This is a genomic window from Oscillospiraceae bacterium (assembly GCA_009780275.1).
Lineage (GTDB): Bacteria > Bacillota > Clostridia > Oscillospirales > UBA929 > WRAI01.
Genome location: WRAI01000002.1, coordinates 80,279 through 104,279 on the forward strand (window position 1 = coordinate 80,279; position 24,001 = coordinate 104,279).

The 24,001-nt window shown below is 49.6% G+C and carries 24 protein-coding genes and 1 tRNA gene; 13 read left to right on the top strand and 12 right to left on the bottom strand.

The annotated features are described in order from the left end of the window. Positions 1-301: 301 nt before the first annotated feature. The gene (locus FWE06_01055; GenBank protein MCL2545769.1) at positions 302-2,035 is read right to left on the bottom strand and encodes a MobA/MobL family protein; all 1,734 of its coding nucleotides are present in this window, start codon (positions 2,033-2,035) and stop codon (positions 302-304) included. Positions 2,036-2,532: 497 nt separating this feature from the next. On the opposite strand from FWE06_01055, the gene FWE06_01060 reads away from it, so the two are divergent. The 4 genes from FWE06_01060 to FWE06_01075 all read left to right on the top strand — a co-directional run bounded on the left by FWE06_01060 (position 2,533) and on the right by FWE06_01075 (position 4,691). Beyond that, positions 2,533-2,817: a DUF3847 domain-containing protein gene (locus FWE06_01060; protein MCL2545770.1), complete on the top strand. Its 285-nt coding sequence runs from the start codon at positions 2,533-2,535 to the stop codon at positions 2,815-2,817. Beyond that, on the top strand, positions 2,814-3,590 hold the full coding sequence (locus FWE06_01065) for a class B sortase (protein MCL2545771.1): 777 nt from the start codon (positions 2,814-2,816) through the stop codon (positions 3,588-3,590). Before FWE06_01060 ends, FWE06_01065 begins: the two co-directional genes overlap by 4 nt. Positions 3,591-3,697: 107 nt before the next feature. Further along, a complete protein-coding gene (locus FWE06_01070; protein MCL2545772.1) occupies positions 3,698-4,051 on the top strand; it encodes a hypothetical protein in 354 nt (117 codons plus the stop codon). Between the two features lie 4 nt (positions 4,052-4,055). Beyond that, a complete protein-coding gene (locus FWE06_01075) occupies positions 4,056-4,691 on the top strand; it encodes a DUF6036 family nucleotidyltransferase (GenBank protein ID MCL2545773.1) in 636 nt (211 codons plus the stop codon). Positions 4,692-4,824: 133 nt separating this feature from the next. On the opposite strand, the gene FWE06_01080 is transcribed toward FWE06_01075, so the two are convergent. The 3 genes from FWE06_01080 to FWE06_01090 form a co-directional block, all read right to left on the bottom strand. Further along, positions 4,825-5,109 carry a hypothetical protein gene (locus FWE06_01080; GenBank protein MCL2545774.1) on the bottom strand — a complete coding sequence of 95 codons (285 nt, stop codon included), beginning with the start codon at positions 5,107-5,109 and terminating at the stop codon, positions 4,825-4,827. Next, on the bottom strand, positions 5,106-5,879 hold the full coding sequence (locus tag FWE06_01085) for an AAA family ATPase (GenBank protein ID MCL2545775.1): 774 nt from the start codon (positions 5,877-5,879) through the stop codon (positions 5,106-5,108). The genes FWE06_01080 and FWE06_01085 overlap by 4 nt, the downstream gene beginning before the upstream one ends. 354 nt (positions 5,880-6,233) lie before the next feature. Beyond that, positions 6,234-6,307, bottom strand: a tRNA-Gly gene (locus FWE06_01090). Between the two features lie 126 nt (positions 6,308-6,433). Here FWE06_01090 and FWE06_01095 point away from each other — a divergent pair. From FWE06_01095 to FWE06_01115, 5 genes are all read left to right on the top strand, one after another. Next, positions 6,434-7,390: a glycerol-3-phosphate dehydrogenase gene (locus FWE06_01095; protein ID MCL2545776.1), complete on the top strand. Its 957-nt coding sequence runs from the start codon at positions 6,434-6,436 to the stop codon at positions 7,388-7,390. Positions 7,391-7,464: 74 nt separating this feature from the next. After that, positions 7,465-10,011 carry an S-layer homology domain-containing protein gene (locus FWE06_01100; GenBank protein MCL2545777.1) on the top strand — a complete coding sequence of 849 codons (2,547 nt, stop codon included), beginning with the start codon at positions 7,465-7,467 and terminating at the stop codon, positions 10,009-10,011. 9 nt (positions 10,012-10,020) lie between these two features. After that, on the top strand, positions 10,021-11,073 hold the full coding sequence (gene pheS, locus FWE06_01105; GenBank protein ID MCL2545778.1) for a phenylalanine--tRNA ligase subunit alpha: 1,053 nt from the start codon (positions 10,021-10,023) through the stop codon (positions 11,071-11,073). A 145-nt stretch (positions 11,074-11,218) separates the two neighbouring features. Then, positions 11,219-11,473 carry a 30S ribosomal protein S20 gene (gene rpsT, locus FWE06_01110; protein MCL2545779.1) on the top strand — a complete coding sequence of 85 codons (255 nt, stop codon included), beginning with the start codon at positions 11,219-11,221 and terminating at the stop codon, positions 11,471-11,473. A gap of 107 nt (positions 11,474-11,580) precedes the next feature. Further along, positions 11,581-12,600, top strand: coding sequence for a beta-lactamase family protein (locus tag FWE06_01115; protein ID MCL2545780.1), 1,020 nt, complete (start codon positions 11,581-11,583; stop codon positions 12,598-12,600). A gap of 110 nt (positions 12,601-12,710) precedes the next feature. Here FWE06_01115 and FWE06_01120 read toward each other — a convergent pair whose 3' ends face one another. The 3 genes from FWE06_01120 to FWE06_01130 are packed head-to-tail and all read right to left on the bottom strand — an operon-like array spanning position 12,711 to position 15,467. After that, positions 12,711-13,469 (bottom strand): TIGR03915 family putative DNA repair protein, encoded by a 759-nt coding sequence (locus FWE06_01120; protein ID MCL2545781.1) that lies wholly within the window; start codon positions 13,467-13,469, stop codon positions 12,711-12,713. Next, positions 13,414-14,826, bottom strand: coding sequence for a putative DNA modification/repair radical SAM protein (locus FWE06_01125; GenBank protein ID MCL2545782.1), 1,413 nt, complete (start codon positions 14,824-14,826; stop codon positions 13,414-13,416). Before FWE06_01125 ends, FWE06_01120 begins: the two co-directional genes overlap by 56 nt. A gap of 47 nt (positions 14,827-14,873) precedes the next feature. Further along, positions 14,874-15,467, bottom strand: a complete 594-nt coding sequence (locus FWE06_01130; protein MCL2545783.1) for a CYTH domain-containing protein — start codon at positions 15,465-15,467, stop codon at positions 14,874-14,876. Between the two features lie 129 nt (positions 15,468-15,596). On the opposite strand from FWE06_01130, the gene FWE06_01135 reads away from it, so the two are divergent. Genes FWE06_01135 through FWE06_01150 form a run of 4 tightly spaced genes read left to right on the top strand, consistent with a single transcriptional unit; the run spans position 15,597 to position 19,890 of the window. Continuing rightward, positions 15,597-16,589, top strand: coding sequence for a hypothetical protein (locus FWE06_01135; GenBank protein MCL2545784.1), 993 nt, complete (start codon positions 15,597-15,599; stop codon positions 16,587-16,589). A 1-nt stretch (position 16,590) separates the two neighbouring features. Continuing rightward, positions 16,591-17,730, top strand: a complete 1,140-nt coding sequence (locus FWE06_01140; protein ID MCL2545785.1) for a glycosyltransferase — start codon at positions 16,591-16,593, stop codon at positions 17,728-17,730. A gap of 36 nt (positions 17,731-17,766) precedes the next feature. Beyond that, entirely contained in the window at positions 17,767-18,396 is a 630-nt protein-coding gene (nth, locus tag FWE06_01145; GenBank protein MCL2545786.1) for an endonuclease III, read from the top strand. Positions 18,397-18,399: 3 nt separating this feature from the next. After that, on the top strand, positions 18,400-19,890 hold the full coding sequence (locus FWE06_01150) for a hypothetical protein (GenBank protein MCL2545787.1): 1,491 nt from the start codon (positions 18,400-18,402) through the stop codon (positions 19,888-19,890). 55 nt (positions 19,891-19,945) lie between these two features. Here the strand turns inward: FWE06_01150 and FWE06_01155 are convergent, their stop codons facing one another. The 5 genes from FWE06_01155 to FWE06_01175 are packed head-to-tail and all read right to left on the bottom strand — an operon-like array spanning position 19,946 to position 23,981. Next, positions 19,946-20,365 (bottom strand): DUF1893 domain-containing protein, encoded by a 420-nt coding sequence (locus tag FWE06_01155; protein ID MCL2545788.1) that lies wholly within the window; start codon positions 20,363-20,365, stop codon positions 19,946-19,948. Continuing rightward, complete coding sequence (locus tag FWE06_01160; protein MCL2545789.1) at positions 20,346-21,563, bottom strand: aminopeptidase; 1,218 nt, start codon at positions 21,561-21,563, stop codon at positions 20,346-20,348. Before FWE06_01160 ends, FWE06_01155 begins: the two co-directional genes overlap by 20 nt. 57 nt (positions 21,564-21,620) lie before the next feature. Then, the gene (locus FWE06_01165) at positions 21,621-22,382 is read right to left on the bottom strand and encodes a Cof-type HAD-IIB family hydrolase (GenBank protein MCL2545790.1); all 762 of its coding nucleotides are present in this window, start codon (positions 22,380-22,382) and stop codon (positions 21,621-21,623) included. Continuing rightward, positions 22,372-23,178: a sugar phosphate isomerase/epimerase gene (locus FWE06_01170; protein ID MCL2545791.1), complete on the bottom strand. Its 807-nt coding sequence runs from the start codon at positions 23,176-23,178 to the stop codon at positions 22,372-22,374. Before FWE06_01170 ends, FWE06_01165 begins: the two co-directional genes overlap by 11 nt. A gap of 23 nt (positions 23,179-23,201) precedes the next feature. After that, entirely contained in the window at positions 23,202-23,981 is a 780-nt protein-coding gene (locus tag FWE06_01175; protein ID MCL2545792.1) for a polysaccharide deacetylase family protein, read from the bottom strand. Positions 23,982-24,001: the final 20 nt, after the last annotated feature.

Here is a 24,001-nt window from a genome sequence, read left to right on the forward strand (position 1 = left end):
GCCTGCCCTATGCCGCAATGGGCGAGATTTTTCACAAGGCAACAACCCCCAAAAAATGTCAAACCCTACACGGCACAAGCCTTGTGGTTTTTTTCTCGTCTATATAGCAAAAAAAGTGCTTGACAAAACGCCCCGTGGGATACATCGCACAGCATCAAAGGTTTCGTCGATGCGAAACCACCAAACAATATCATCTCAAAAATATGGACGCATCAGATTTCTACAATCCTTTTGAGTACATCGAAACATTTGCATTTGGCGGGTGGGTAGCTCATTTCTTGTTGTCTTTTATCTATTAATACTACCGCTCCGTTTCCGGTTTCCGTTCTTTCTCTTGCTCGCGCTCTTTTCGCATAATCTTATCGACTGTATTCCGAGCTGAATGCACTAAAACAGCACGAGCATTAAGGGTAGTTATTGCCTTGTCGGCAATGGCTACCTTTTCATTTGCACACGCTATCGCACCATCCAGGTTCGCATTCTTGATATTGTCGTCCGCATTAAGCTCTTTTAATCTATTCTCTGCCATTGATATAATTTCCAACTCATCTTTGTGTTGCTCGGCATATTTTTTGGCAGCTCTCCCATTTAGACTTTCAAATGTAGCCCTAATCGGCTTATATTTCTTTACGGTAGCAAGCAAGCCGGCTATCGTCTTGCTGTTCTCGCTTTCAGAATTTACAGACCATTTATCACGTTTGATGCCGGCAAGTCGTTGGTTAAAGTCCCGGTAGCAAGTTATATCCTCTTTATGGATAACAGTAAGGAGTTTGGCAAGTTCTTTCGTTTCTCTGATGGTTTGATAAAATGCCAGCTTTTCTATTTCTTTGGCATACGTTTCTGCCGTGCGTTTCTCAGTCACTATACCCTGCCCGACCGGAGTTTCCGGCTCGTGAATACGCACAGGTTTTTTGTTTTGCTCAGCAGCTCTAATCTTGGCTTGCTCAATTTTTTCAGCAAGTGTTGCCACCATGGGCCGCATCGACAAGCTGCCGCCGACTGCCGCAAGTTGTTCTTGTTGCCGCCGTAGCTCGTCTATATGGATTATAGCGTCATTCATTTCTTTTTCAAGCACGGCAATTTCACGAAGCTGGTCACGGTTCGCTTGCTCAATAAGTCTGTTTTCATTACCCCGTTCTGATGACACCCCTTTCCCTTCGATGCCTTTTGCTGCTACACCTAAATGCTTGGTCGGGAATTTTATAATCCCTTGTGCTTCATAACTCCTATGGTCTACTCTATCTGTAAAGCCGTTTTCTTCAAGTGCTTGGTTGATTTTAACAGCCAAATCCTCACGGCAATTTTCGAGAAATTCCGGACTGCTCCATTCTATAATTTTCGGGTTAGTATATTCGCTATGCTGCTCAGGTTTCTTTACACCTTTGACACGCTGATAATCTTTGTATTTCGGGTCGCTATCAGCTTCGTGTTTTGTGAGGTATAGAAGGTTGCTATTGCTCTTTTTTCCGTCTTTGTAATACGGCATTTTTTTGTACCAAGTCGCTTTATCTGCTTGCCATTCGGCGGCGGTCAAGGCTCGTTCTTCGCCGTGCTTGTTTTTGCAAACATAGAAAGTGGTCGTTTTGGTTTCCCAATTTCCGTCACTATCAATCGGCCGTATTGTCAGATTGATATGAGCGTGAGGGTTTCCGTCTTTTTTATCATGTATGGCAAAGTCGGCACACATCCCGGCGTTAACAAAATTATCCCGCACATAATTTTGCAGCAGCTTAGTTTGTTCTCGTAAATCAAGTTCTCGCGGCAGTGAAAATTCAAACGTCCGCGCTTTCTGTCCCGTCTGTCCTTCGTATTTCGCCACGGCATTCCATAGAATTTCTCTGTCATGAAATTGCCACGGTGCATTTTCGGGCAGCATGACTTCTCTGTGCATGACTTCCCGTTTCTTCGAATAGTCGTGTATTTTCCCGGTGTATTCATCGGTCATTTTAATACCGTTAATATATGCACTTACGGCAACCGGAGAACGCCCGCTTGCCTTTGTAATTACCTTCGCATGGTTGTGATAGATTGCCATATGGAAGCACTCTCCTTTCGTCTCAATCTTTCGCCCGCGCTATGCTACTTCGCTTTAGGCGGAAGTAGCACAAATATGAAAAGCATAGCTTTGAATATTTGTTGAGCCGTACAAGTACGGCGTTCCATTTTCTCGTGGTGAGAAAATGGAATAGTGAAAGTTGAAAAAACAATCAGCAAAGGATTGATTTTCAATTTTCACGTTTCGGGGTCGAGGGGGTGAAACTCCATCGCGCACAGGCATTTTTTACATTTATGGAAAAAGTGCCTTATAAGTGCGCCCTTGCTTAAAATGCAAGGGAAATTCGCCCCGCTTCGCGGATGCTGTAATTATATCATAAGACGGTTGCAAAAGCAACTATCTTATGATATAATGCGTTAAAGCATACGGGGCGAATAAATTGATTTAGAAAAGCAAGGAGGGAAAATCGCATTGCGATTTTGTTTCTTGGATTGAAAAATCAATCGCACTTACCGTTCAGAAAAGGAGAAACGACTATGGCAACAGTTAAGAAATCAATCGAGGAAAAATTAAAAGAATTGGAATTAAAGAAAGAGGCCGCCGAACAAAGAGCTAAACAAATTGATGCACAGATGAAAGACCTTAATAAAAAGAAAACCGAAGCGGCTCGCAAAGAGCGTACCCGCCGCTTAATTCAAAACGGTGCACTGGCAGAAAAATATTTTGATTGCGATGGAGCTGACCAAGGCGTATTCGAGGATTTGCTAAAACGCATAGTAGCCGTTGACGGTGTACGAGAAATTATAGGAGCAGACCAATGAAACGCCATCGTCGTTTCTCACCCTTATGGCTCTGTATAGTCATTTTATTGATTGGCGTTTTTGCTTTTTCAGGGTCACAGATTTGGCGTCATGTTTCCGAAGAACGAGAAGTTGCGGAGCAATTCGACCGGCTAACTTCACAAATCGAAAGGCCGCCCTCCCCGCCTCAGGGACAACCAAACTACACCGATGATGCGCCGGCTGAATGGACAGTGTTCGACCAATACGGTGCGTTGTTTTCACAAAACCCCGATATGATAGGTTGGATTTCTATTGACGGCACATCAATAAATTATCCTGTCATGCATACGCCGGGGCGGCCGGATTTTTACTTGCGGCGTAACTTCCGAGGTGAGCGTTGTCGCTTCGGCACACCATATATTTTTGAGTATGCCACTCTTGAACCACAGAGCGACAACATTACTATCTTTGCACACAATATGGGTAACAGTAGGATGTTTGGTTCGTTGATGAATTATAGGAACGCGACCTTTCTTGCCGAACATCCGATTATCAATTTTGACACCATTGCCGGCTTTGGACGGTATGAGATAATTACGGTATTCATCGCCAACCCGACTGCATTTCCATACCATATGTTTGTCAACGCTGCCGTTGAAGATGAGTTTGACGAATTTGTGCGTCGAGGCAAGGAACTTGCTGTGAATAGTACCGGTGTTACTGCTACATATGGTGATAGGTTAATTACACTTTCTACTTGCATCAATACACGGCCGGACTATCGGCTTGTTGTTGTAGCGAGGAAGATATGAATTGTGTATTCTCTATACACAACACCAGCACACAACCGCATAGCGATATTGCTATATAACGCAGATTGTGGTATAATTAACATACGCAAAAAGAAGGAGGCGGCAAAATGAACCTAACCGATGTTATAGAGCATAAAGACTTCAACTTTGCGCTTGGCTCTTTCTTAGATGAGTTCAAGCGTAGTGATGAACAATGCGCTATGCTTGAAGCCCGGCCGCAATCTAGTAATGCCGGTCAAGTAAACCTCTGCATTTTGGCGGCAGTGGCGCATCACCTCGCCATTGTCAACAACCTATCTGTTCCTAAATGGGTGGATGACCCACAGTATAAGATGCCGCACCCTGTCTTTGCGTTCGACACGAAAAACAAAGAGTTTCAAGAGTTTTTAATCCAAGACACTCCTATTACCTTTGCAAGTAAAAATATCTTCCACGGTGCAAACGCCATTGAAAGGGCGTAATGATATGCGTGAGCTGACAAGAGAGGATATACTCAAATATTTTGAGGAAATCAACAGCCGGCTCGCCGCCGAAAACAAACATGGTGACATCTATGTTGTCGGCGGAGCCGCCATGACCATGGTGTTTAACGCAAGGACGTCTACCTATGACATTGATGCTATCTTTGCGCCCAAAGAAGACTTACGCGCAATTATAAGTGACATAGCCGAAAAACATTCACTTAACGAGGATTGGCTCAATGACGGCGCAAAGGGGTTTGTCACCGACAAGATGAAATTTCAAACGCACCTATCCTATTCCAACCTTACCGTACTGAGTGTCGATGCTGAGAGTTTACTTGCTATGAAGCTGACATCAGCGCGCGCCAACTCCAAGGATATGGATGATAGTATCTTTTTGATGAAAGAGCTGGGCATTCAAAACGAAAAAGAGCTTTTTGACATCATTGATACATATATCCATCCGAACCAACAAACGATGATGGCAAAATACTTTACAATGGAAGCATTTGAAAAGTATCATCAGTTTATTGAGCGTAAGCCTTCTTTACAGGATAAGAAAAAGCGATGCACAGATCAGAGCAAGCGCATGGCAGAGAACAGGCAGGCAAAAAACTTACAAAAAAATATTGAGCGATAAAAAAGGAAACTTTGACAAATCCGAAGTTTCCTTTTTGTTTGGATGTTATGCAGCGATTTATTGTCTACACATTTTAATTGTGTATATGTATTACACAACCATAATACATTTCTATGTTTTCTTATTTCTCCTTTTAATCGCTATTTATCCAGTTTTCTAAAAGCTGGTTGATGGCTTCATTCATTGAAATGCCCAACTTTTTGCACTTCGCTTCTGCCATGTCGTGGGTAGATGGCTTTAACACAAATTGCTTCCTACGGTCGCGGATTTCGCCTTTTCGTTTAACAACAACCGCACCGGCCGACATGGTGGTAGATTCGTCTAATGACTTTTTATCAACCCCTGCAATAGAGGCGACAATGCTACTTCTGCGCCGCTCTTCTCGCTGCTCAATGCCACTAAGGTTTTTGTCACTCATGCGCTCACCGTCTTTCTGTATTCACCCGAAACAATCATTTTAGCAACATCTTTGTACGATTGTGCAATATCACTACTCGGGGCAAGTTCAACGACGGCTATACCGTCATATACGCCCTTTTTAACCATGACCTTTTTGCTGACAACACCAATGACGTTATATTCCTGATTTAGCATTGCCAAAACGCTCCTATCGTCCTTTGACACCTTTTCATAGATGGTGGCAATAACCCCAAAAATCTTTGCGTTTGGGTTCAAATACTCTTGCACATCGCTTATCGAGTATTCGAGGTCTTTTATGCCCCGGTACGCCAAATAGTCGGTTTTAACGGGGATTATAATGCCATCGGCACATGATAGCGCATTGACTGTTAAAATGCCAAGCTGCGGGGGACAGTCAATGATGATAAAGTCAAAGTCATTGCGTATCGGTTCGATTGCCCGTGCAAGTATTTTTTCTCTGCTTGTTCTTGCGAATAATTGCATTTCCAGCCCGGCAAGGTCGATGACCGATGGAATAATGTACAGGTTTTCGTTTCTTGTCTTATGGATGCAATCCTTGATTCTTTCCTTGCCATCAGCCAATACTGAAACTATGCTGTTGTCTGCCGTGTCGTTTGGTTCAACTCCTGTTGAAATAGTCAAGCTCGCTTGGCTGTCAAGGTCAATCATTAAAACCTTCTTATCCAAAAGTGAGAGGGCAACCCCTAGATTGTGCGCGGTCGTCGTTTTTGCCACACCGCCTTTTTGATTTGCTATTGCTATAACCATTATCCGTACCCTTTCTGTACACATGGATTATACACAACATCAATACATATGTAAACATGTGCATTGTTTGTGTGATACTGTTGTGTAATGTGTATCAATAGCCAAATTGTAGCATGTTGTTCAGCGCATGTCAAGCATTTTCGAAACATGTTGAAATGCATTCCACATTCTTGTGTGTAGGAAAAGATAAATTATTTCAATGTTGGAGTTGTCTTTGTCCACCAGTTTGTCCACCAACAACCCACATTAACCCTCCCTAAACCGCACTATGGTCATGCACCACTGGATAACTATCGGCAAGCAAAAACCCCACCAAACCGTTGAAAATGCAACAGTTAGGCGGGGCTTGCGTTTTGGAGCGGGTGATGGGGATCGAACCCACGCGGCCAGCTTGGAAGGCTGGAATTCTACCATTGAACTACACCCGCATGTTTAGTAATTGTACCATACTTATTTTCATTTTGCAAGACTTTTTTTATATCAGAAATTTCGACATAGACTTATCCCTGCCGCTGTGTTATAATGTCCTCATAACATAATCGGAGGATACATATATGCATGTCGGCATACTCGGCAGCGGTCGCTGGGCAACGTTTTTGGCATGGTACACACGGCAATTAGGACATGCCGTAACGCTTTGGGGGCGGACTCAGTCGGAACGTTTCCGGCAATTACAAACCTCACGCCGCAATGCCACTGTCACGTTGCAAAATGATATTGCTCTGGTAGACAATCTTACTGTTGTATCAAATTGCGACTATCTGCTCATCGCTGTCGCAGCGCAATCGCTGCGCGATGTGTTGAATGAATGCCAAATACAGAAGCTGCAAATCCCTATTGTCTTGTGCATGAAAGGTTTAGAAACTAAGAGCGGCTTACGGCTCAGCCAAGTCGCGACGCAATGCCTGGACGAAAATTACCCTACTGCCGTATGGCTCGGCCCGGGACATCCGCAGGATTTTGCTGCCGGCATCCCCAACTGCATGGTTATCGACAGCCAGCACGACGCACTGCGGCGCGATGCCGCCGATGCTTTTTCCAGTCCGCTTATCCGTATCTATTATGGCAATGACTTAATCGGCAACGAAATCGGCGCGGCAGCCAAAAACGTTGTCGGCATTGCGGCAGGCATGCTTGACGGCTCGGGACGCAGCAGCCTCAAAGGCGCGTTGATGGCACGGGGCGCATACGAAATTTCACAATTAACCGCTAAACTTGGCGGTGATATCCGCTCAACTTATGGCTTATGCCACCTCGGCGATTATGAGGCAACACTCTTTTCCCCGCACAGTCAAAATCGCTTATATGGCGAACAGTTTATCCAAGGCAAACCGAGCCAAAAGCTGGCGGAAGGTTACCATTCCGTGCCTGCATTCATTGAATTGGCACAGCAGCAGCAAATAGAGTTACCTATCTGTCAAGCCGTGTACGATATTATTTATAAACACGCCGATACCGCCGTAGTACTGGAGCGGCTGTTTGCGCGCGAAACGCGATATGAATTTATCTAGACGATGCCCGGCAAGTGTGTTATACTTGCTGCAATACTGACGCACAAATTTGTGAATGCATAGGAGACAACCCCATGAGAGCAAGAAAAATCATAAGCCTATTCCTGGCCTGCGCAATGCTGTTGGCGCTGCTGCCCGCCGCCATGGCACAAACACCCGCGCAAGCAATAGACAGCGCCGTACCTTTCCGCGTCGAGCCCATGATGGCAGGCGACTATGCCTTGCGCTATGACGGTACGGTATGGCGTGTTGTACAGCGCGAGCGAACCTTTATTCCCCAATGGGACAGCTACACTTACACGCGGCTCAACAAAGCCACACAAGTGCCCGACTTAAGCAACATTGTTGCCATTGCGGGTTCTGAGTGGAATCATATGCTGGCACTGCGCCATGACGGCACGGTCTGGACATGGAATCTTGACCGCAACGCCAACAATATCCGTGTGGGTAATATCACCCAGCCCATCCCCGCCAATCGAGCGCAACCAATACAAGTGCCATGGATTACCGATGTGACAACACTCTATGCCAACGGCACCATACGCCGCGTTGACGACACAAGATGGCAGTTTTTCATTTACTTGGATGGAGCTCATAACTACACGCTCCAGGAAGTTTGGGAAGACACATGGACAGGCACATGGGGCAGTGCGAGTCCTGTTGACAGCGGTTGGACTTCGAGCAGCGGCCTATGGCTTCTCGACGATGGCAGCGTTTTTGAGCGGCACTGGAACGACACCAATCCGGTTTCCAGCTTCTTGTCGTTTCCTGACAGAGCCGCGGCCATGAGCGTTGTCACGTGTCACGCACTCATCCTGCTAGAAGACGGCACGGTATGGGCCACAGCATTTAGACCAACACTCAACGACGAGTGGTGGTGCGAGTACTGCCACGAGTGGCATGTCAACTACGCATATTCCAGCTTTTGGCGCGAATTCGGCCCTAATCGCGAGCCGCAATTCGGCGACATCATTCAAGTGCCGGGTTTGACCAATGTTTCGTCTATCTACGCTGTCGACACCTCTTGGGGCAACGAGACCGCTCTCAGCGTCGCGTTGCGCGCCGACGGCACAGTATGGGCATGGGGACCGAATCTCATCTGGTCGGATCCCGGCAATTCAGATATGCGCTTCCTGCGTCCGGTCCAAGTGTCCGGATTAACTGGTATAACACAAGTCGTCGCTGCATCCGATTGGGCGTTTTGGGTATTGGATGATAGCGGCATAATATGGGATGTCATGCACACAAGCACTGGGTGGCATTCGCGGCAAATAGCAAACAACATTTCCTTCGCACTTAACCAAAATTTTGTCGTGCATAGCGACGGCACCCTGCGTGTCTGGGGTCGTGAAGTTCTTCACCCGGAGTGGGGCACTAGTTGGGAGAGCGGCTTCCATACCACCACCATGCCCAACGGCCAACCGTTCAACATCCTTCCCCGCCGCGACACGCCCAACAGCTGGGCCGTCACTTACATGAACGATGCACGCGAGATCGGCCTTATTGACGGGCCATTGCCCGATGGCGTCCTCTACCGTGACGGCGCACCACGTTGGTATATTGCCGAGTTGCTGGCGGCGTTTATGGAAGTGTATACAAGTAATACGTTGGCACAAATCGAAGTCGACTTTGTCATCCGCGGCGGTGAAATCTCCAATGTAACTTTTCCTGATGTACCCGACAGCCATCCGCAATACACACAAATTATGGCTTTGGCACGATTGGGTATCCTAACGGGCGGCGAATTTGGCGGCGTGTTTGGCTTTAATCCCAATGGCACGTTGACACGCGCACAGGCTGCCGTCGGTCTGATGAACATGATGAGAGCTCTGGGCTATCAAACGACAGGCTTCTCGGATGCTGCTGACTTTGCTGACTGGCACATCGGCGGCGGGCAAGGCGGTATTCAATCTTGGGCTCGCGAGCCGGTGTCGTTTCTTTACTATCACAGCATTATGACAAGCACAGCTTCTGCTGGCACACCTCCTGGCACGCCGGCCTTTATCTTTAATCCCAACTTTGCGTTTCAAACACAGCAGTTGATTATTGCGATGGTGAGAATGTTGGATGTTGATTGGCCTGTCCCGCCACCACCGGAAGGCTTCCCGCAAATGTCTATCACTCTGCCCGATCGGCGTTTGACTGCCGACGAACGCGCAGCATGGATTGCCAAATACAACGCCATGGGCGGCGCATTCGCATTTGAACTTGAAGTCGTGCAGATCGTCAATGAAATACGCGCTGATCACGAACTAATTGCCGTTGAAATCGACGCCTCATTGATGCACGCCGCGCGATTTTATGCCCAAACTGTAGCACAATTTCCCGGAGCGGGTCACAATGTCGGCCCATACGCAGAGCCGGACGCGACGCATGGTGCATCGGCCAATATTGCGGCCGCTTTTGGCGCGCGATTGCGGTGGAACGGCGGCAATTTTGCTTGGGGCTCTCACTTGGGCATGACGGCTGAAACACTTGTAAATCTTTGGATGAACTCACCGGGGCATCAAAGGTATATCTTGTCACCGGAACATCGATTTATCGGGGCCGGTGCACATGTTGGTGCCTCCGGCAGCGGCGTATACCACTACCTATTTTTGAGCGAACAACCAAGCATCTAGGAGGCCATCATGCAAGAACAAATTATCACGTTATGTAGTGCGGCGTTACCAAAAATTGAATCAGCTGCGACCGTTGCCGAGCTGGAAGCCTTGCGCGTACAAGTGCTGGGCAAAAAGGGCGAATTGACAGCCGTATTGCGCGGCATGGGCGCATTGTCGGAAGCCGAGCGTCCGCTTGTTGGGCAAGTTGCTAACGAATGGCGCGAGAAGTTGACAAATTCCATTGCCGACCGTGCCGAAATGCTGCAACAAGCGTTGCTGGCGGAGGCACTGGCAAATGAGACCATTGACGTTACCCTGCCGGGCAAAATGCCTGTGACAGGCCATAAGCACCCGATGTCGATTGTACAGGACGAGTTGGTCGATATATTCTTAGGAATGGGCTTCTCAGTCGCCGAGGGACCGCAGATTGAGTTTTCTCGTTATGTGTTCGATGCACTCAACTCACCGCTTAACCATCCCTCGCGTGACTTGCAGGACACATTTTATATCAAGGATGCGCCGATTGACGAAACAACGGGGTTTCCGTCAATGGTTCTGCGTACGCACACATCGTCAGTGCAGATTCGTGCGATGATGGCGCAACAGCCGCCCATTCGCATTATCAGCCCCGGGCGCGTGTATCGCAAGGATGAAGTCGATGCCACGCACAGCCCCAACTTTTCACAAATGGAAGCCCTTGTGGTGGATAAGGGTGTGACAATGGCTGACTTGATGGGTACGTTAGAAGTGCTGATGAAAAACATTTTCGGCGAAGAAACCCGTACGCGATTCCGACCGCATCATTTCCCGTTTACTGAACCATCGGCAGAAGTTGATATTTCTTGTTATATTTGCGGCGGAGACGTTGGCTGTCGCGTTTGCAAGTACGAGGGCTGGATTGAGATGTTGGGCGCAGGCGTTGTGCATCCTGCTGTGCTGCGTAACTGCGGCATTGACCCGGAAATTTACAGCGGCTATGCCTTCGGCGTAGGACTTGAACGCCTAACGCTAGGGCGGTTTGCCATTGATGATATGCGCTTGTTATATGATGGCGATATGCGGTTTCTACGGCAGTTTTAATTGTCTTCTGCGAGCGGGTATTTCCCCCTCCTGCGCTACGCAACAACCTCCAAATTTAGGGGTTGCAATTTCCAAAACACTATGGTATAATGCTTATCTGCCGTTTGTTTCAGCGGCAAATCTTTAAGGAAAGGTGGTGGTTGACTTGCCCAATATCAAGTCTGCCAAAAAACGGGTGGCGGTGACCGCTGCCAAGACCGAAAAGAATCGTGCCGCGCGCTCGGCGTTGCGCACCACGGTGAAGAAAGCCAAATTAGCCGCACAGGCCGAGGAGAATCAACTCACGCCGGAAGTATTCGCCGCAGCACAAAGCGACATCGATCGCGGTGTTGCCAAAGGTTTGATGCATAAGAACAAGGCAGCTCGCATGAAGAGCCAGTTGGCAAAAGTCGCAAAGTAATAAGCTTCTTTGCTTTGCGCTAGGTTCGTTTTTTGCGCTTGACAATCTCCCTGTCGAATGGCAGGGAGATTTTATTTTACAAAAACGTATATTAAGGTGGTGTTTCTATGAAAGAAATCGAAAAAATCATCGGCAAGGACTTTAACGGCGTTATCTCCATCAGCAAAGACGGACAATCCGTTTTCAAAAAGGCTTACGGATACGCCGACTTGCCAAATAAAAGACCCAATCAAACCGACACACGGTTTGCAACAGCTTCCGCAGGCAAGGCATTTGTCGCGGCAGCAATCATGCGACTGATAGAGGACGACAAACTTTCACTCGACAGTTGTATCGGCGACATTTTAGATTTTGACTTAAAAGAAATTTCCCAAAAGATAACCGTCAAGCAACTGCTCAACCACACATCAGGCATTCCCGATTATTTTGACGAATCAGTGATGGAGGAATACGCAGAGCTGTGGATCAACTTTCCCAACTATCGCGTACGCGCATCAACTGATCTTCTACCGCTCTTTATCGACAAGCCCATGATGTACAACCCCGGAGAAAAGTTTCAGTACAACAACACGGGATACGTCGTTTTAGGACTGGTGGTTGAGCAAGTCACGGGCGTTCCTTTTGATGAATTCCTGTCGAAAGCCATTTTCGAGCCGTGTGGTATGAGCGGTACAGGCTATTACGAACTCGACCGCCTGCCCGCCTGCTGCGCCAACGCTTACATCCACGACGAGGCGCGCGACGAATACTATACCAACATTTACAGCGTCGACGCCAAAGGCACAGGTGCGGGTGGCGCGTTTACCACCGCCGATGATGTTGAGTGTTTTTGGACGCATCTCTTAAAGGGAGAGATTGTCAGTAAGGAAACCGCCGCGCAGATGCTCGCCCCACAAGTAGAGAGCAAAGAGTACGGTTTTGGCTTTTGGCTGGACGGCAAACTCCCCTACTTCCAGGGTAGCGACCCAGGCGTCAGCTTTATGTCTTCGCATGATGGCAATGGGCTGTTTGTCTGCGTTATCAGCAATTTGGGTGATGATGTTTGGGAGATACACGAGGAGATTTGTGAGGTGTTTGCGAATATGCAGCGCACAACCTGTGGTTGTTCATATCAAACCACATTGTAGGGGCGAACTCTGTTCGCCTGCCGCATAGAAATAGCCCAAGTGCTATGATTTCATCCTCACACGGGCGATTGATAATCGCCCCTATATCATCAAACGACCCCCTTCGCCCCCTACTCAAACTCATTCATAAACTTTCGAAACTTCAACGGCACGAAATGCTGTTGGAGTTTTAGGTTTTTGCGCTGCGGATTGGCGAGGATATTGAAGTAGCCACGCCAAAGTTCAGTCATTTCTTTGTCTTCGGGAATCGGCTCGATTTCGCCCGGCGGCAACGGCATGATTTGCCATTCATCCGGCGACGACACCACCGCCAAACGCCGTCGCAAATCACGGATAATCAGCCGTGAATCACAGTAGCGTTCGTGGAAATGCTGCCCAATCAACGGCAGAATATGATAGTCCGGCTCGCAATCGGCAATCCACAAATTATCGTGAACGTGGTGCAACCGAAGTATCCCGATGAGCTTGCCCGCCTGTCCCCCCACCTTGCGCGCCGCGTCCTGCAATTGCCAAACACAACGAATTTGCCGCAACGGCAGCGGTGATTTTTTCGTGGAAAAACCCAAGCGCAAGACCTCTAAAATCACATCTTCAATGTTGGGTAGCTGGCTCAAAAAAGCATTGTAAACCAGGCCTGGCAACTCGCCGTCAAGCTTTTGCATCCCCGCCGTAACGCGGTCGGCTTTCGCCGTATCGGTAACAACTTCAACACAGTCAAACAGCGTTAACTCGTCGTTTCGCCCTTTTGCACGGATGCTGTGCTCGCCATGATACGCGTCAAAAATGGCGGTCAACAATCCGTCAAAGGTATCGTCATACAGCAAAACCATGAGCTTGTTGCGGCAATGCCGCGTAAGGTGCATTGCCATCAATGCGCCGTATTGAATTGGATGGCGGCAGACTATCCGCCAGCGAGGGTTGTTCGTACAGCAGCGCGCCGCGGGTGTCACGCCCTATGATTACTTTTGGCGCGTCTTCATGCGCCGGCAACGCTTTTGGCGCATCAAACATCGATGTCTGCTCCGGGTCACGCAGGTCGCTTAACACATCGCGTAAAAACGGGCTGTCGGGCTGCAATTTTCCGCAAAATTTACCCGCCGCTGTCAAGAAATACTGCGCACGCTTCATCACAACGCCCAGCTTTTTGAGATGATCCCACTGTACGGGCGCAAGCCGCCGCGCGGCAATGATTCTGTCGGCCGAAATTTGCCCCAAGCCGGGAATACGCATCAACATTTCACGGTCGGCAGTATTGATTTCGATGGGGAAATGATGAATATTGCGCAACGCCCACGCCGCCTTAGGGTCGACCGCCATGTCAAGGTTTGGGTGGCGATCGTCAGCCAAATCGCTCGGTTCAAATCCGTAGAATCGGAACAAGAAGTCAGCCTGATACAACCGATGCTCACGCAACAACGGCACGGGCACATCAGACACGGGCAAAATCGGATGGTTGCCTACCGGCAAATACGCCGAATAATACACCCGCCTCATTCGCATCTTTTGATACATCGCCCGCGCCAAGGTCATGATGGTCAAATCGCTGTCCGGCGTCGCGCCGACAATCATCTGTGTCGACTGTCCCGCCGGCGCAAATTGCGGCGCATTGCGAAATTTCTTGCCGTCTTCAAGCGCTTGCGCGTTGGCTGTCTTAATCAGCCGCATGGGTTCAATGATAGCCTGCGGCTTCTTTTGCGGCGCAAGCAATGCCAGCGAGTTCGCCGACGGCAACTCAATATTACACGACACACGATCAGCCAGCAGTCCAAGCCGATGAATCATCAACGCCGACGCCCCCGGAATAACTTTGAGATGAATATACCCCGCAAACTGTTCGCGCAGCAACGTTAATGTGCGCTCCATCAACTCCATAGTGTAATCGGGGTTCTTCACCACACCACTCGACAAAAACAAGCCCTCAATATAATTGCGGCGATAGAACCCCAGTGTCAGTTCACACAGTTCTTCGGGCGTAAATGTTGCGCGCGGCACATCGTTGCTGACACGGTTGTGGCAATAGGCGCAGTCGTAAATGCAAACGTTTGACATCAAGACTTTGAGCAGCGACACACACCGCCCGTCGGCTGTCCATGAGTGACAAATACCACCGTTCGCCGTCGAGCCGACCTTGCCCTTTTCCTTGACACGTTTGCTCCCCGAAGAAGCACAAGACACGTCATACCGCGCCGCTTCTCCAAGGATTAGAAGTTTTTCTTGTACTGTCATGGGAATGCTCCTTTCAGTCACAGGGTAGGAGTGCGCAATGTGCACCCCTACTCATTCCTAATTGACAAAGCTCTTTCTAGTTTACTCAGCGGCTGTCTTGCTAAACCGTACCGCGCAATGAATATGCCTGTTAAGGCTTGCAACTTTGTCACGTCGCCGCTTAATAATTCCAATTCTAATTCGCAAATAGGTGCGAATTTTGTGCCAATTATGATTTCGCCGATATCAATCGCCAATTCCGCGCTCAAAACACCCAGGATAATCACACCATGCGTGCGTGTGAAATTGATTTCACAAATCGGCAACAACTCCTCAACTTGCAATCCCTCTGCCGGTGCGCCCAATGCCGCCAATTTCGGCAGCGCACCAGCAATTTCGGTAGCCTCACATTGCCATTCGTTGCGAATGTCGATGTTCTCGGTTCCCGTTTTGAGCGCAACGCGATAGACGTCACCCTCACGCCGCACACGCAACGCCCATTTCCGCTGTGCCAATAAACCATCGGCTGTGTCATAATAAATGGCACGATGTTGTGTTTCAACAAACGGCGTGTCAATCAAATCAAGCAACCACGGATCGCGCAAAATCTGCGCCGCATCAAAGCCGTCGGGCAACTGCAATTTTGTTTCAATTTCCAGCATAAACACCACCTCATTTGTACACATCATATCATGCGAACATTTGTTTGTCAATAGAAAAAATTGACATTCCTTTAAATTTCGGGTATACTATTTTAAAATAACCCTACGAAGAGGGGGGGGGATACGCCCGTGAGATGTAACATTTGTACAGCGACAATATCTGAACAGGCCACTGTTTGTCCTTGGTGCGGGTCGACAGTCGCCCCACAACAACCAAGCGGCATGCCGCATGAGCGTAACAGCCACCCTCGGCAATATGCCCCGCCACCGCCAATCGCTACACAACCCAGGAATGATAGCCGCCCCAAAGCATCTGGCTATCAGTTTTTCGACCCTCGAAAGCGGCTCTGCGTGCCCAAGCCTTTATCGATACCGCACCCTCAACAACAGGCTATGATCGCCCCATGTACTCAGCAACAAACACAAACTCATTTGCCGCAAAATATTTTCGGCATTCCGTCACAGATGACACATCAACCTCAAACGATGCCGCCGCAGGTGCACACTGCCCCGCACGATATGCCGCATCAGATGCCGCACCTTGCTGCGCAACACGCCCCCTCCCCGACAATGCCGCCTACGCGTGACAGCGAGGCTTTGTTGCAAACTATGCCGGCATCTCAAACACTTGAACTTACATCTAACACCAACCAAAGCGAACAAGATACCGGTGTGCCGTCTACACCGCTCAGTGATACCATCCTCCATGCATCGCCCGACCTCGGTGCGGCGGCCGGCAATATCAAACAAATAACAGGTGCATTGCCCGACCTTTCAGATCATCTTAACAAGCCTGAGGTGATTCAAGACGCGCCTCTTTCTTTTACGTTCCAGCCTTCCGAAGGCTCTGACACTGCAACATTTGAACCTGCTCTCAGCTACGGTTCACCATCCGGCGAAACGACGCTGACGGTTTGGTTTGCTGTGATGATGGTATTGCTTGCATGTGTTCCCGTTATCGGGTTAATTTGCGCTGTGGTTTGGGGATTGAAAAGCCACGATATAGGTAAGCGTACACTGGGTCGCGCACTTGTTATCGTACATTTACTGGCATTGTTGGGCGCCATTGCATGGTTTTTGGTTGGTATCGTGAGCAATCCTGTCGCAATGATACATTTTTAGCATGTGGGCTTTATTTTCCGACGCTTTCGCGCCCATTGTTGACGGCGTATCAGTGCTGACTGCCGGATATGCCGAGTATTTGCAATGCAACGACGACTGCGTAGTTGTTGCACCTAAAGCACCGCACCATGTTGACAATTATCCTTACCCCGTTCTACGCGTTCCATCGCTCAAAACGAGCAAGGCAATCGGCCCGTATCGTTTAGCCACACCCATTGCAATGCGCACCATCGCCAAACTCAAAAAAATGCCATTACGGTTGGCGCACTGTCACAGCCCCTTTTCGCTGTCCCTTTTGGCTAAAAAAACGGCGCAATCATGCAAGATCCCCTCGGTCTACACCTATCATACTAAGTACGCGCAGGACTTTGAACGCACTGTACCGGAAAAATTCCGAACATTTATGCAAAATTTTGTTGTCCGGCGCATTTCCTCTTTCGATGAAGTGTGGGCCGTTTCGCGAGGCGCAGCCCTAGATTTGCAAAACTTGGGCTACAACGGTGATATACATATCATGCGCAACGGTTGCACCATGCCAACTGAACCGGTAGAGGCGTCGTTGCTTCAGACCGTCAATCGCACCCATCACTTGCCCGAAAATGTACCCATATTTCTCTTTGTCGGGCGTATGATTTGGTATAAGAAGATTCGACTGATTCTCAATACATTAGCGCAATTGCAAAAAGACGGGCGTGATTTTCGTATGCTCTTTGTGGGAAATGGTCAAGACGAAAAGGAGATTCAAAATACCTGCCGCGCCATGGGCTTAGCTCAACATGTTATCTTTGTTGGCGCGGTGCGTGACCGCGAACTGCTGCGGGCATACTATGCGCGGGCTGACGTATTTTTCTTCCCGTCTGATTTTGATACCAGCGGATTGGTCGTGCAAGAGGCAGCGGCGTTAGCGTGCCCCGGCGTGGTGTTGCGCGGTAGTTGCGTTGCCGAAGGCGTAACACATGGGCGTAACGGCTTGCATATTGACGACAATGCGGCGCAAGCGGCACGAGCCATTTCCGAATTACTGAACGCACCGCAGAAATTGCACGATATGGGCATATTAGCACAACGAGAAGTTTATTTCAGCTGGCAGGATGCTATGAATGAAGTGATGGCGCGATATGAGAAAATAATCGCACGCTGACAATGGCGTCTGCGGACGCAGGACGGGGATACGACCATGAAAAAGATAGAACTTGCCGCTGCTGTTGTTGAGCGCCTTGCTGCGCGTTATCCCGACGGGCTTTGCTCATTGCAATACGAGCATGACTACCAATTGCTCTTTGCTGTGCGGCTGTCGGCACAATGCACCGACGCACGAGTCAATACCATTACACCAATTCTATACGGTAGGTATAAATCGCTTCAAGCTTTGGCCGAAGCCGATATTGCCGACATAGAAGCCATTGTCAAGCCCTGCGGTTTTTTTCGCACCAAAGCAAAGGATATTGTGCTGGCCGCACAGATATTAATAGAGCGGCACAATGGTATTGTGCCAGACAATATGGATGACTTGCTCGCCTTGCCCGGCGTAGGGCGCAAAACGGCGAACTTAATCCTCGGCGATGTATATGGACAGCCTGCCATTGTCGCCGACACACATTGCATACGAATCTCCAACCGCTTAGGATTGTGCAACAGCAAAGACCCGGCAAAAGTTGAACAACAGTTGAAAAAAATCGTCACGCCGGACGCACAAAACGACTTATGTCATCGTTTCGTATTGTTCGGGCGCGAGGTCTGCGTGGCACGACGAGCGAAATGTGATATTTGTGAGTTAAGTGATATTTGCATAAAGAAAGGAATTTGACCCATGAAAAAAACTATCTTACTCACCGCACTTATCCTGACGGCAGCTCTGCTTCTGCTGACAGCTTGTGACCGAACCGATGCGCGGTGGGAAAACACCCTGCAAGAGGCGCAAGGTAACGGTGAAATCACGCAAGGCCGCCGCGTTAACGCGCTGCTGCACAACGACGGCACATGGCAACTTGTTGTTGCGTTAGACGAGGTTGTCAGCCATCCGACTACACTCACCATCGAGGGCATTGACGGCGAAGTGTTCGGTCAAGAGATAGATGATATGGCTATATCTGCGCCGTTGCAGACTGACGCCGGCTACATTGTGACAATTGAACGCAACGGCGAATCGGCGCAAGGAATTGTGCGCTTTAACCGGGATGAATGGCTGAGTATTGACGGGCAAACACAGTCCCGTGACGTGAGAAACTTTCAGGTCATAGCGGCCAACGGGCGCAATTTGGGCGAATTTGAGAGCGTGTTTCACGCCATGGAGCAAACTTTCCGCCGCACAGGCGCACAGGTTAAGGAAGACGGTGGGCGTGTCGTGTTCACCGAGGGCGAAGCCAATGCCATCTTCTTGTTCCAGCACACACGGTTTATCAACGTTGTATATGACGAAATATCGGCGCGGGATTTTCTCGATAATCATCCGTTTACCCATGCGGTGCGCAGTGATGGTTCGATTTTTGACAACAGCTACCGTTTTTTTGCCACAGATGAACGCTATGAACCCGACCCGCATATGTGGGAGCCTAACAGCGGCGGCTACACTTACAAAGTACCATATTCGTTTAACGGGTTTAGACGCGTAACAACCGTGATAGACTTGAGTCAAGCGCGCTTCCGCAAGTCGGATCGCTCAGGCGAGCCCGGGCAGGGCTTCAACGCTTACATTTTCTTTGCTTTGCAGAATGCCACATTTACCGTTGACGCAGGTATTTATGCGGGGTATGCCAATGACGGAGTATGGCGTGTCTTTATGGCCAATAAAGACGGCGGGTTGACCGATTTTGGGCCTATCGTTGAGGCCGACTATGACAACGGCTCGTGGATCCCGCGCGATGACGTGCGGATTACCATTTGGTATTCCGATGGCATGGCCAACATGGAGGTTGAGAACCTAACGACAGGGCAAATCGTTGCGGCCGAAATTGTGCACCCGGAAATCGGCGGCAATGCAGCATTTATTTCGGGTACATCATTTGTGCCGGCAAATCTTTCCTATCGCCATACGCCGGACTGGCGCAACGGTGGCTATTTGCTCAACGTTATTTACAGCGAAAAATATCTACAGCGCACCGGCGCACGACTGGGCGAATTTGAGAACTTTTCATACTGGTACGGCAGCCCCGAGACATTCTATTACTTCTTCCTGTATCAAGATGACACTTGCCACGTTGATTTCCTGCGCAACAGCAACGGCGATGTGATTGGCGAGGTCATCAACATCGACTATCGGTTCTGGGATGACAGAGATGCAGATACCTGGCGAGGATGGTAGGCGATAGCGTTACCACACAATCGCTTGACAAAAAATGAATTTGCAAAAGGGACGCTTATTGCGTCCCTTTTACTTTAACCAAAATTTTCTTCACAGCCTCCCCTGCCTCGATGCAATCGGCAACCAGCAACTCCATCACGCAAACGCCTGTGTTATCGCGGTTACGGATGTTTTCGACCAGTTGCCCGTACGTTGCCGTAATGCCGTGCGCCGTCAACCAATCGTATGCGCCACGGCTCATTAGCTTTCCGTAAACAACCGCAACGCCGTTGACAATCAGCAATGCCGCGGCGGCTCGTCCGACAACAGTGTCGGCAACGCTTGCGCCTTGCAAATCATCGGCGTGGTTGGCGTGCAATTGCAACAACGGACGCAAGCCCTTGCCTTGCAATGTGTGCAAAGCTGCGCCGTCACGTACGACAACGCAGCTATGCGCACCTAAAAGCTCTTCGCCGTTAAAATGCAAAGTTGCCATTGACAAATATCGGAATCTCTTTGCCGTCAACGTCTGTACCGACAATCGACAAGTCTGCCGTGCCGACCATGAAGTCGATATGCGTCAACGAATCATTTTGCCCGCGGGCTTTTGCCGTCTCTTCGTCCGGCGTATCGCGAAAGCATGGGTACGCCTTACCGAACGCAAAGTGGCATGACGCGTTTTCGTCAAACAACGTGTTGTAAAACAGCACGTTCATGTTAGAAATCGGCGAATCGTACGGCACAAGCGCAATTTCGCCCAAATAACGTGCGCCCTCGTCGATGTTCAGTTCGTTTTCGAGATATTCTTGCCCTTTTTCGGCGGTTACATTGACAATTTTTCCGTTTTCAAAGGCAAACTTCATGCCGTCGACAATATTACCGTTAAGCGACAACGGCATGGACGAATACAATACACCGTTCACGCCGTCGCGCTTTGGTAGCGTGAAAATCTCTTCGCTCGGCATATTGGCGACAAATTGTACGCCGTCAGCGCTCTTTTCGCCGCAGGCAATCCACTGGTGTTGGTCGGGCAATTCCAGTGTCAAATCAGTGCCCAAGCTGTTGATGTAGTGCAGGCTTTTGAGGTTGTAGCTGTTGAGCGTTTCCGAGCGTTTGTGCATAATTTCGAGATGCTTGCGCCAGTTTGCCACCGCATCACCTTCAAGGCGTGTCGCAACGGAAATAGCTTGCCACAACGCCGCCATTGCATCATCATCGCTCTTATCGGGGAATACGCGCTTTGCCCAGCTGACAGTCGGCACACTAACGATATTCCATGCAAACTCGTTCGCCATTTGCCTGTCGGAATAGAATTTCAAGCCCGCACTGCTGACCTTGTTCGCGCGCATAATTCTGTCGGGGTCGGCGTCTTTTAGCAGTTCGGGGTCGGTGGCGTAGACGTTGATAATCGCGGCTTTTTTGTCGGCAAACTCTTTGTACATCTCAACAATCCAGTTCGGCAACTCGTCAAACGTAGCATCGTCGGCGCGGAGATATCTCATTTGCGTCAGCATATCATCGTTCCAGCGCATGACGACTTCACGCGCACCGGCGTCGTATCCGGCCTCAGCAATTTGCCGCGCAAAATCGGCGCATTCAACGGGACAGTTGACGACAAGCGTGCCGCCTTTTTGCAGGTTTACGCCGACGTTTACGGCGAGCCGTGCAAATTGTTTTAGGTCTTGGTTTGTCATGTGGGTTGCTCCTTTATGTGGTGTATTTTGTATTGTATGGACGGCGGTGTGCCGCCCCTACGAAGATAACACGTTTGCTTCCAGCCATTTTGCCACGCCGTCATTTTCGTTTGTGTCGGCACGAACGGTTGACACAGCTTTGACCTCGTCGATGGCGTCATCCATCACAACGCCTGTGCCGCAAGCGGTTAGCATATCAATATCGTTCAAATCGTCACCGAATGCAACCATTTCTGCCGGCATTATGCCCCAGTGTTGCGCCAACGCCATAACGGCGTTGCTTTTGCGCGCTTCGCGGTGCATAATCATTGCCAAACCGTCGCGGGCAAGGATTACATAGGCCTCATCAGGAAGATGGTTTTCGATGAATTCGGCATCTTCTGAGACACACTCCTCAACATAGATTTTCTCGGCGTTAAGATTGTATTGCTCAAAATCAACGATTTCAAACTCGAAATCCAACCCCCAGCGTTTGTGTACATCAAAGTTTGTATAATGCTTCCTGCCGCGTTGCGCGCCGGTTACCATACCGCGATTATCGCAAGCCATCAGCAACTTACGACCCGTTTCAGCCTGAATGAACCGCTCGTATACAACCGTGCCGCCAACCATCGAAACCGCACCGTTATTGTACGCGCAACCGTCAAACATCCCGGGCGGAAACAGCTCGACTGAATGACACCCTCGACCCGTGGCGTAAGCCACTTTAATCCCGCGCGCTTGCACACGCCGCAACACATCTTGCGTGTAATCGCTGATGGTTTTGTCCTCGCGCAACAGTGTGCCATCGAGGTCGGTGACGATGAGTTTAATATCCATACTCACTCCTCAGCCACTTTAATTCTTCGATAATGTACTCCAAATCATCAAACGTCCAGCGTCCGTATTCGACTATCATCAGCGCGTTTTTGTCGGCTTTGCGCAGTATCGGGTCGTAATCTATCGCGCCGCGCTTGTCCCTCAGCGGCCAGTGCTTGTCTTCCGTGCCGTCATTGTTGTGCAGGTGATAGGCTTTGATTTTATCGCCCAATTGCTCGATTAACGCAAGCATATCCCACCCGCAATTTTGCGCGTGTCCGATGTCAACAAGGCACTCCATGCCGGGAATCTCGGCAAACAGTTCAGCAAACTGCTCTTGATTGAACAGTACGCTGTCGCTTTGCAAACTGCCGCAATTCTCGACAAGCAATTTCACGCCGTATTCCGCCGCCAATGCCGCCCATTGTACGTAACGCTCACGCCAGCGCAGGCGCACGGATTCCCGCTCGGCCTGCGGCGTTTTTTCGCCGTACAGCGCGGCGTGAATGACCATATATTCGGCGTTGCACAGCTGTGCGGTGCGCAGGCATTCACGCAACCGCGTAATGCTATACTTGTACGCCCAGCCGTCAACATCATCACACATCAAGCGCACGCCGTCCATGGGGTAATGAAAGCTGACCAATTGCCGCTCAATTTGCGGACGCAGAAGTTCGGCAATATTGGCGTTATCGTAAAGCGGCAGTGCGTCGTAAAAGATTTCGATGCCGATGTCATGCAAGCCGTTGTCTTGCAGTCGTTGCAGCATTGGAATAAGCTGTTCGCGCGGACAGCAGGATGAGCTAAGAGCCAGCATTAGTTACCTCCGACAGAATTATTCTATCCCCACATTCGTCCTGCATCATATGAGCCAAAGACTGTACCGGCCTCTATGCCGTCATATAGTCCATCAAGCAGTTCGGACACCGTTACAAGCTGGAAGCCCTCTTGGAGCAGTCGGGGCACTAAAAGCTCGACGGCGTGGGCAGTTGTCTCGTGTATGTCGTGCAATAAGATCACGGCGCCGTCTTGCACTTGGTCCATAATTCTTTCTACAATGACATCAGCATCTCGGTCACGCCAGTCCATTGGGTCGACAGTCCATTTTATGACCGCATAGCCCAACTCTGCGGATATGCCGATAACTCTTTCATCGGCTAACCCAAACGGAGGCCGGTATATTGGAGGCGACATACCAGTAATGGCAGCGATGGCGGCAGAGGTAGATTGTATCTCATTGATGATGGCCTCATCGGTCAGCGAAGTCATATGCGGATGCGTCCAAGTATGGTTAGCGATTTCATTGCCCATTTCAAACGCACGCATCACTGTATCACGGTGCGTGCTTAACCGTTGACCCACAACAAAAAACGTTGCCCGCCCGCTGTGCTGTTCCAGCACATCCAGAATACGTTCGGTGTGCGGCGCAGGGCCGTCATCAAACGTCAGCGCAACTATGGGTTGTCTTGGTGTAGGCTGCGGCGTGGGTGCAGGCAGCGGCACTTCTGTCGGTACAGCGGGGTTTGGCGCGGATCGGGGCGCAGCTGTCGGGGCATGCGCTGTCGTGCAGGCGGCAAGCGTCAGCGCGACAATCAGCAATAAAATTGACAATGTTTTCACAGGCACACCTCCCCCATTTT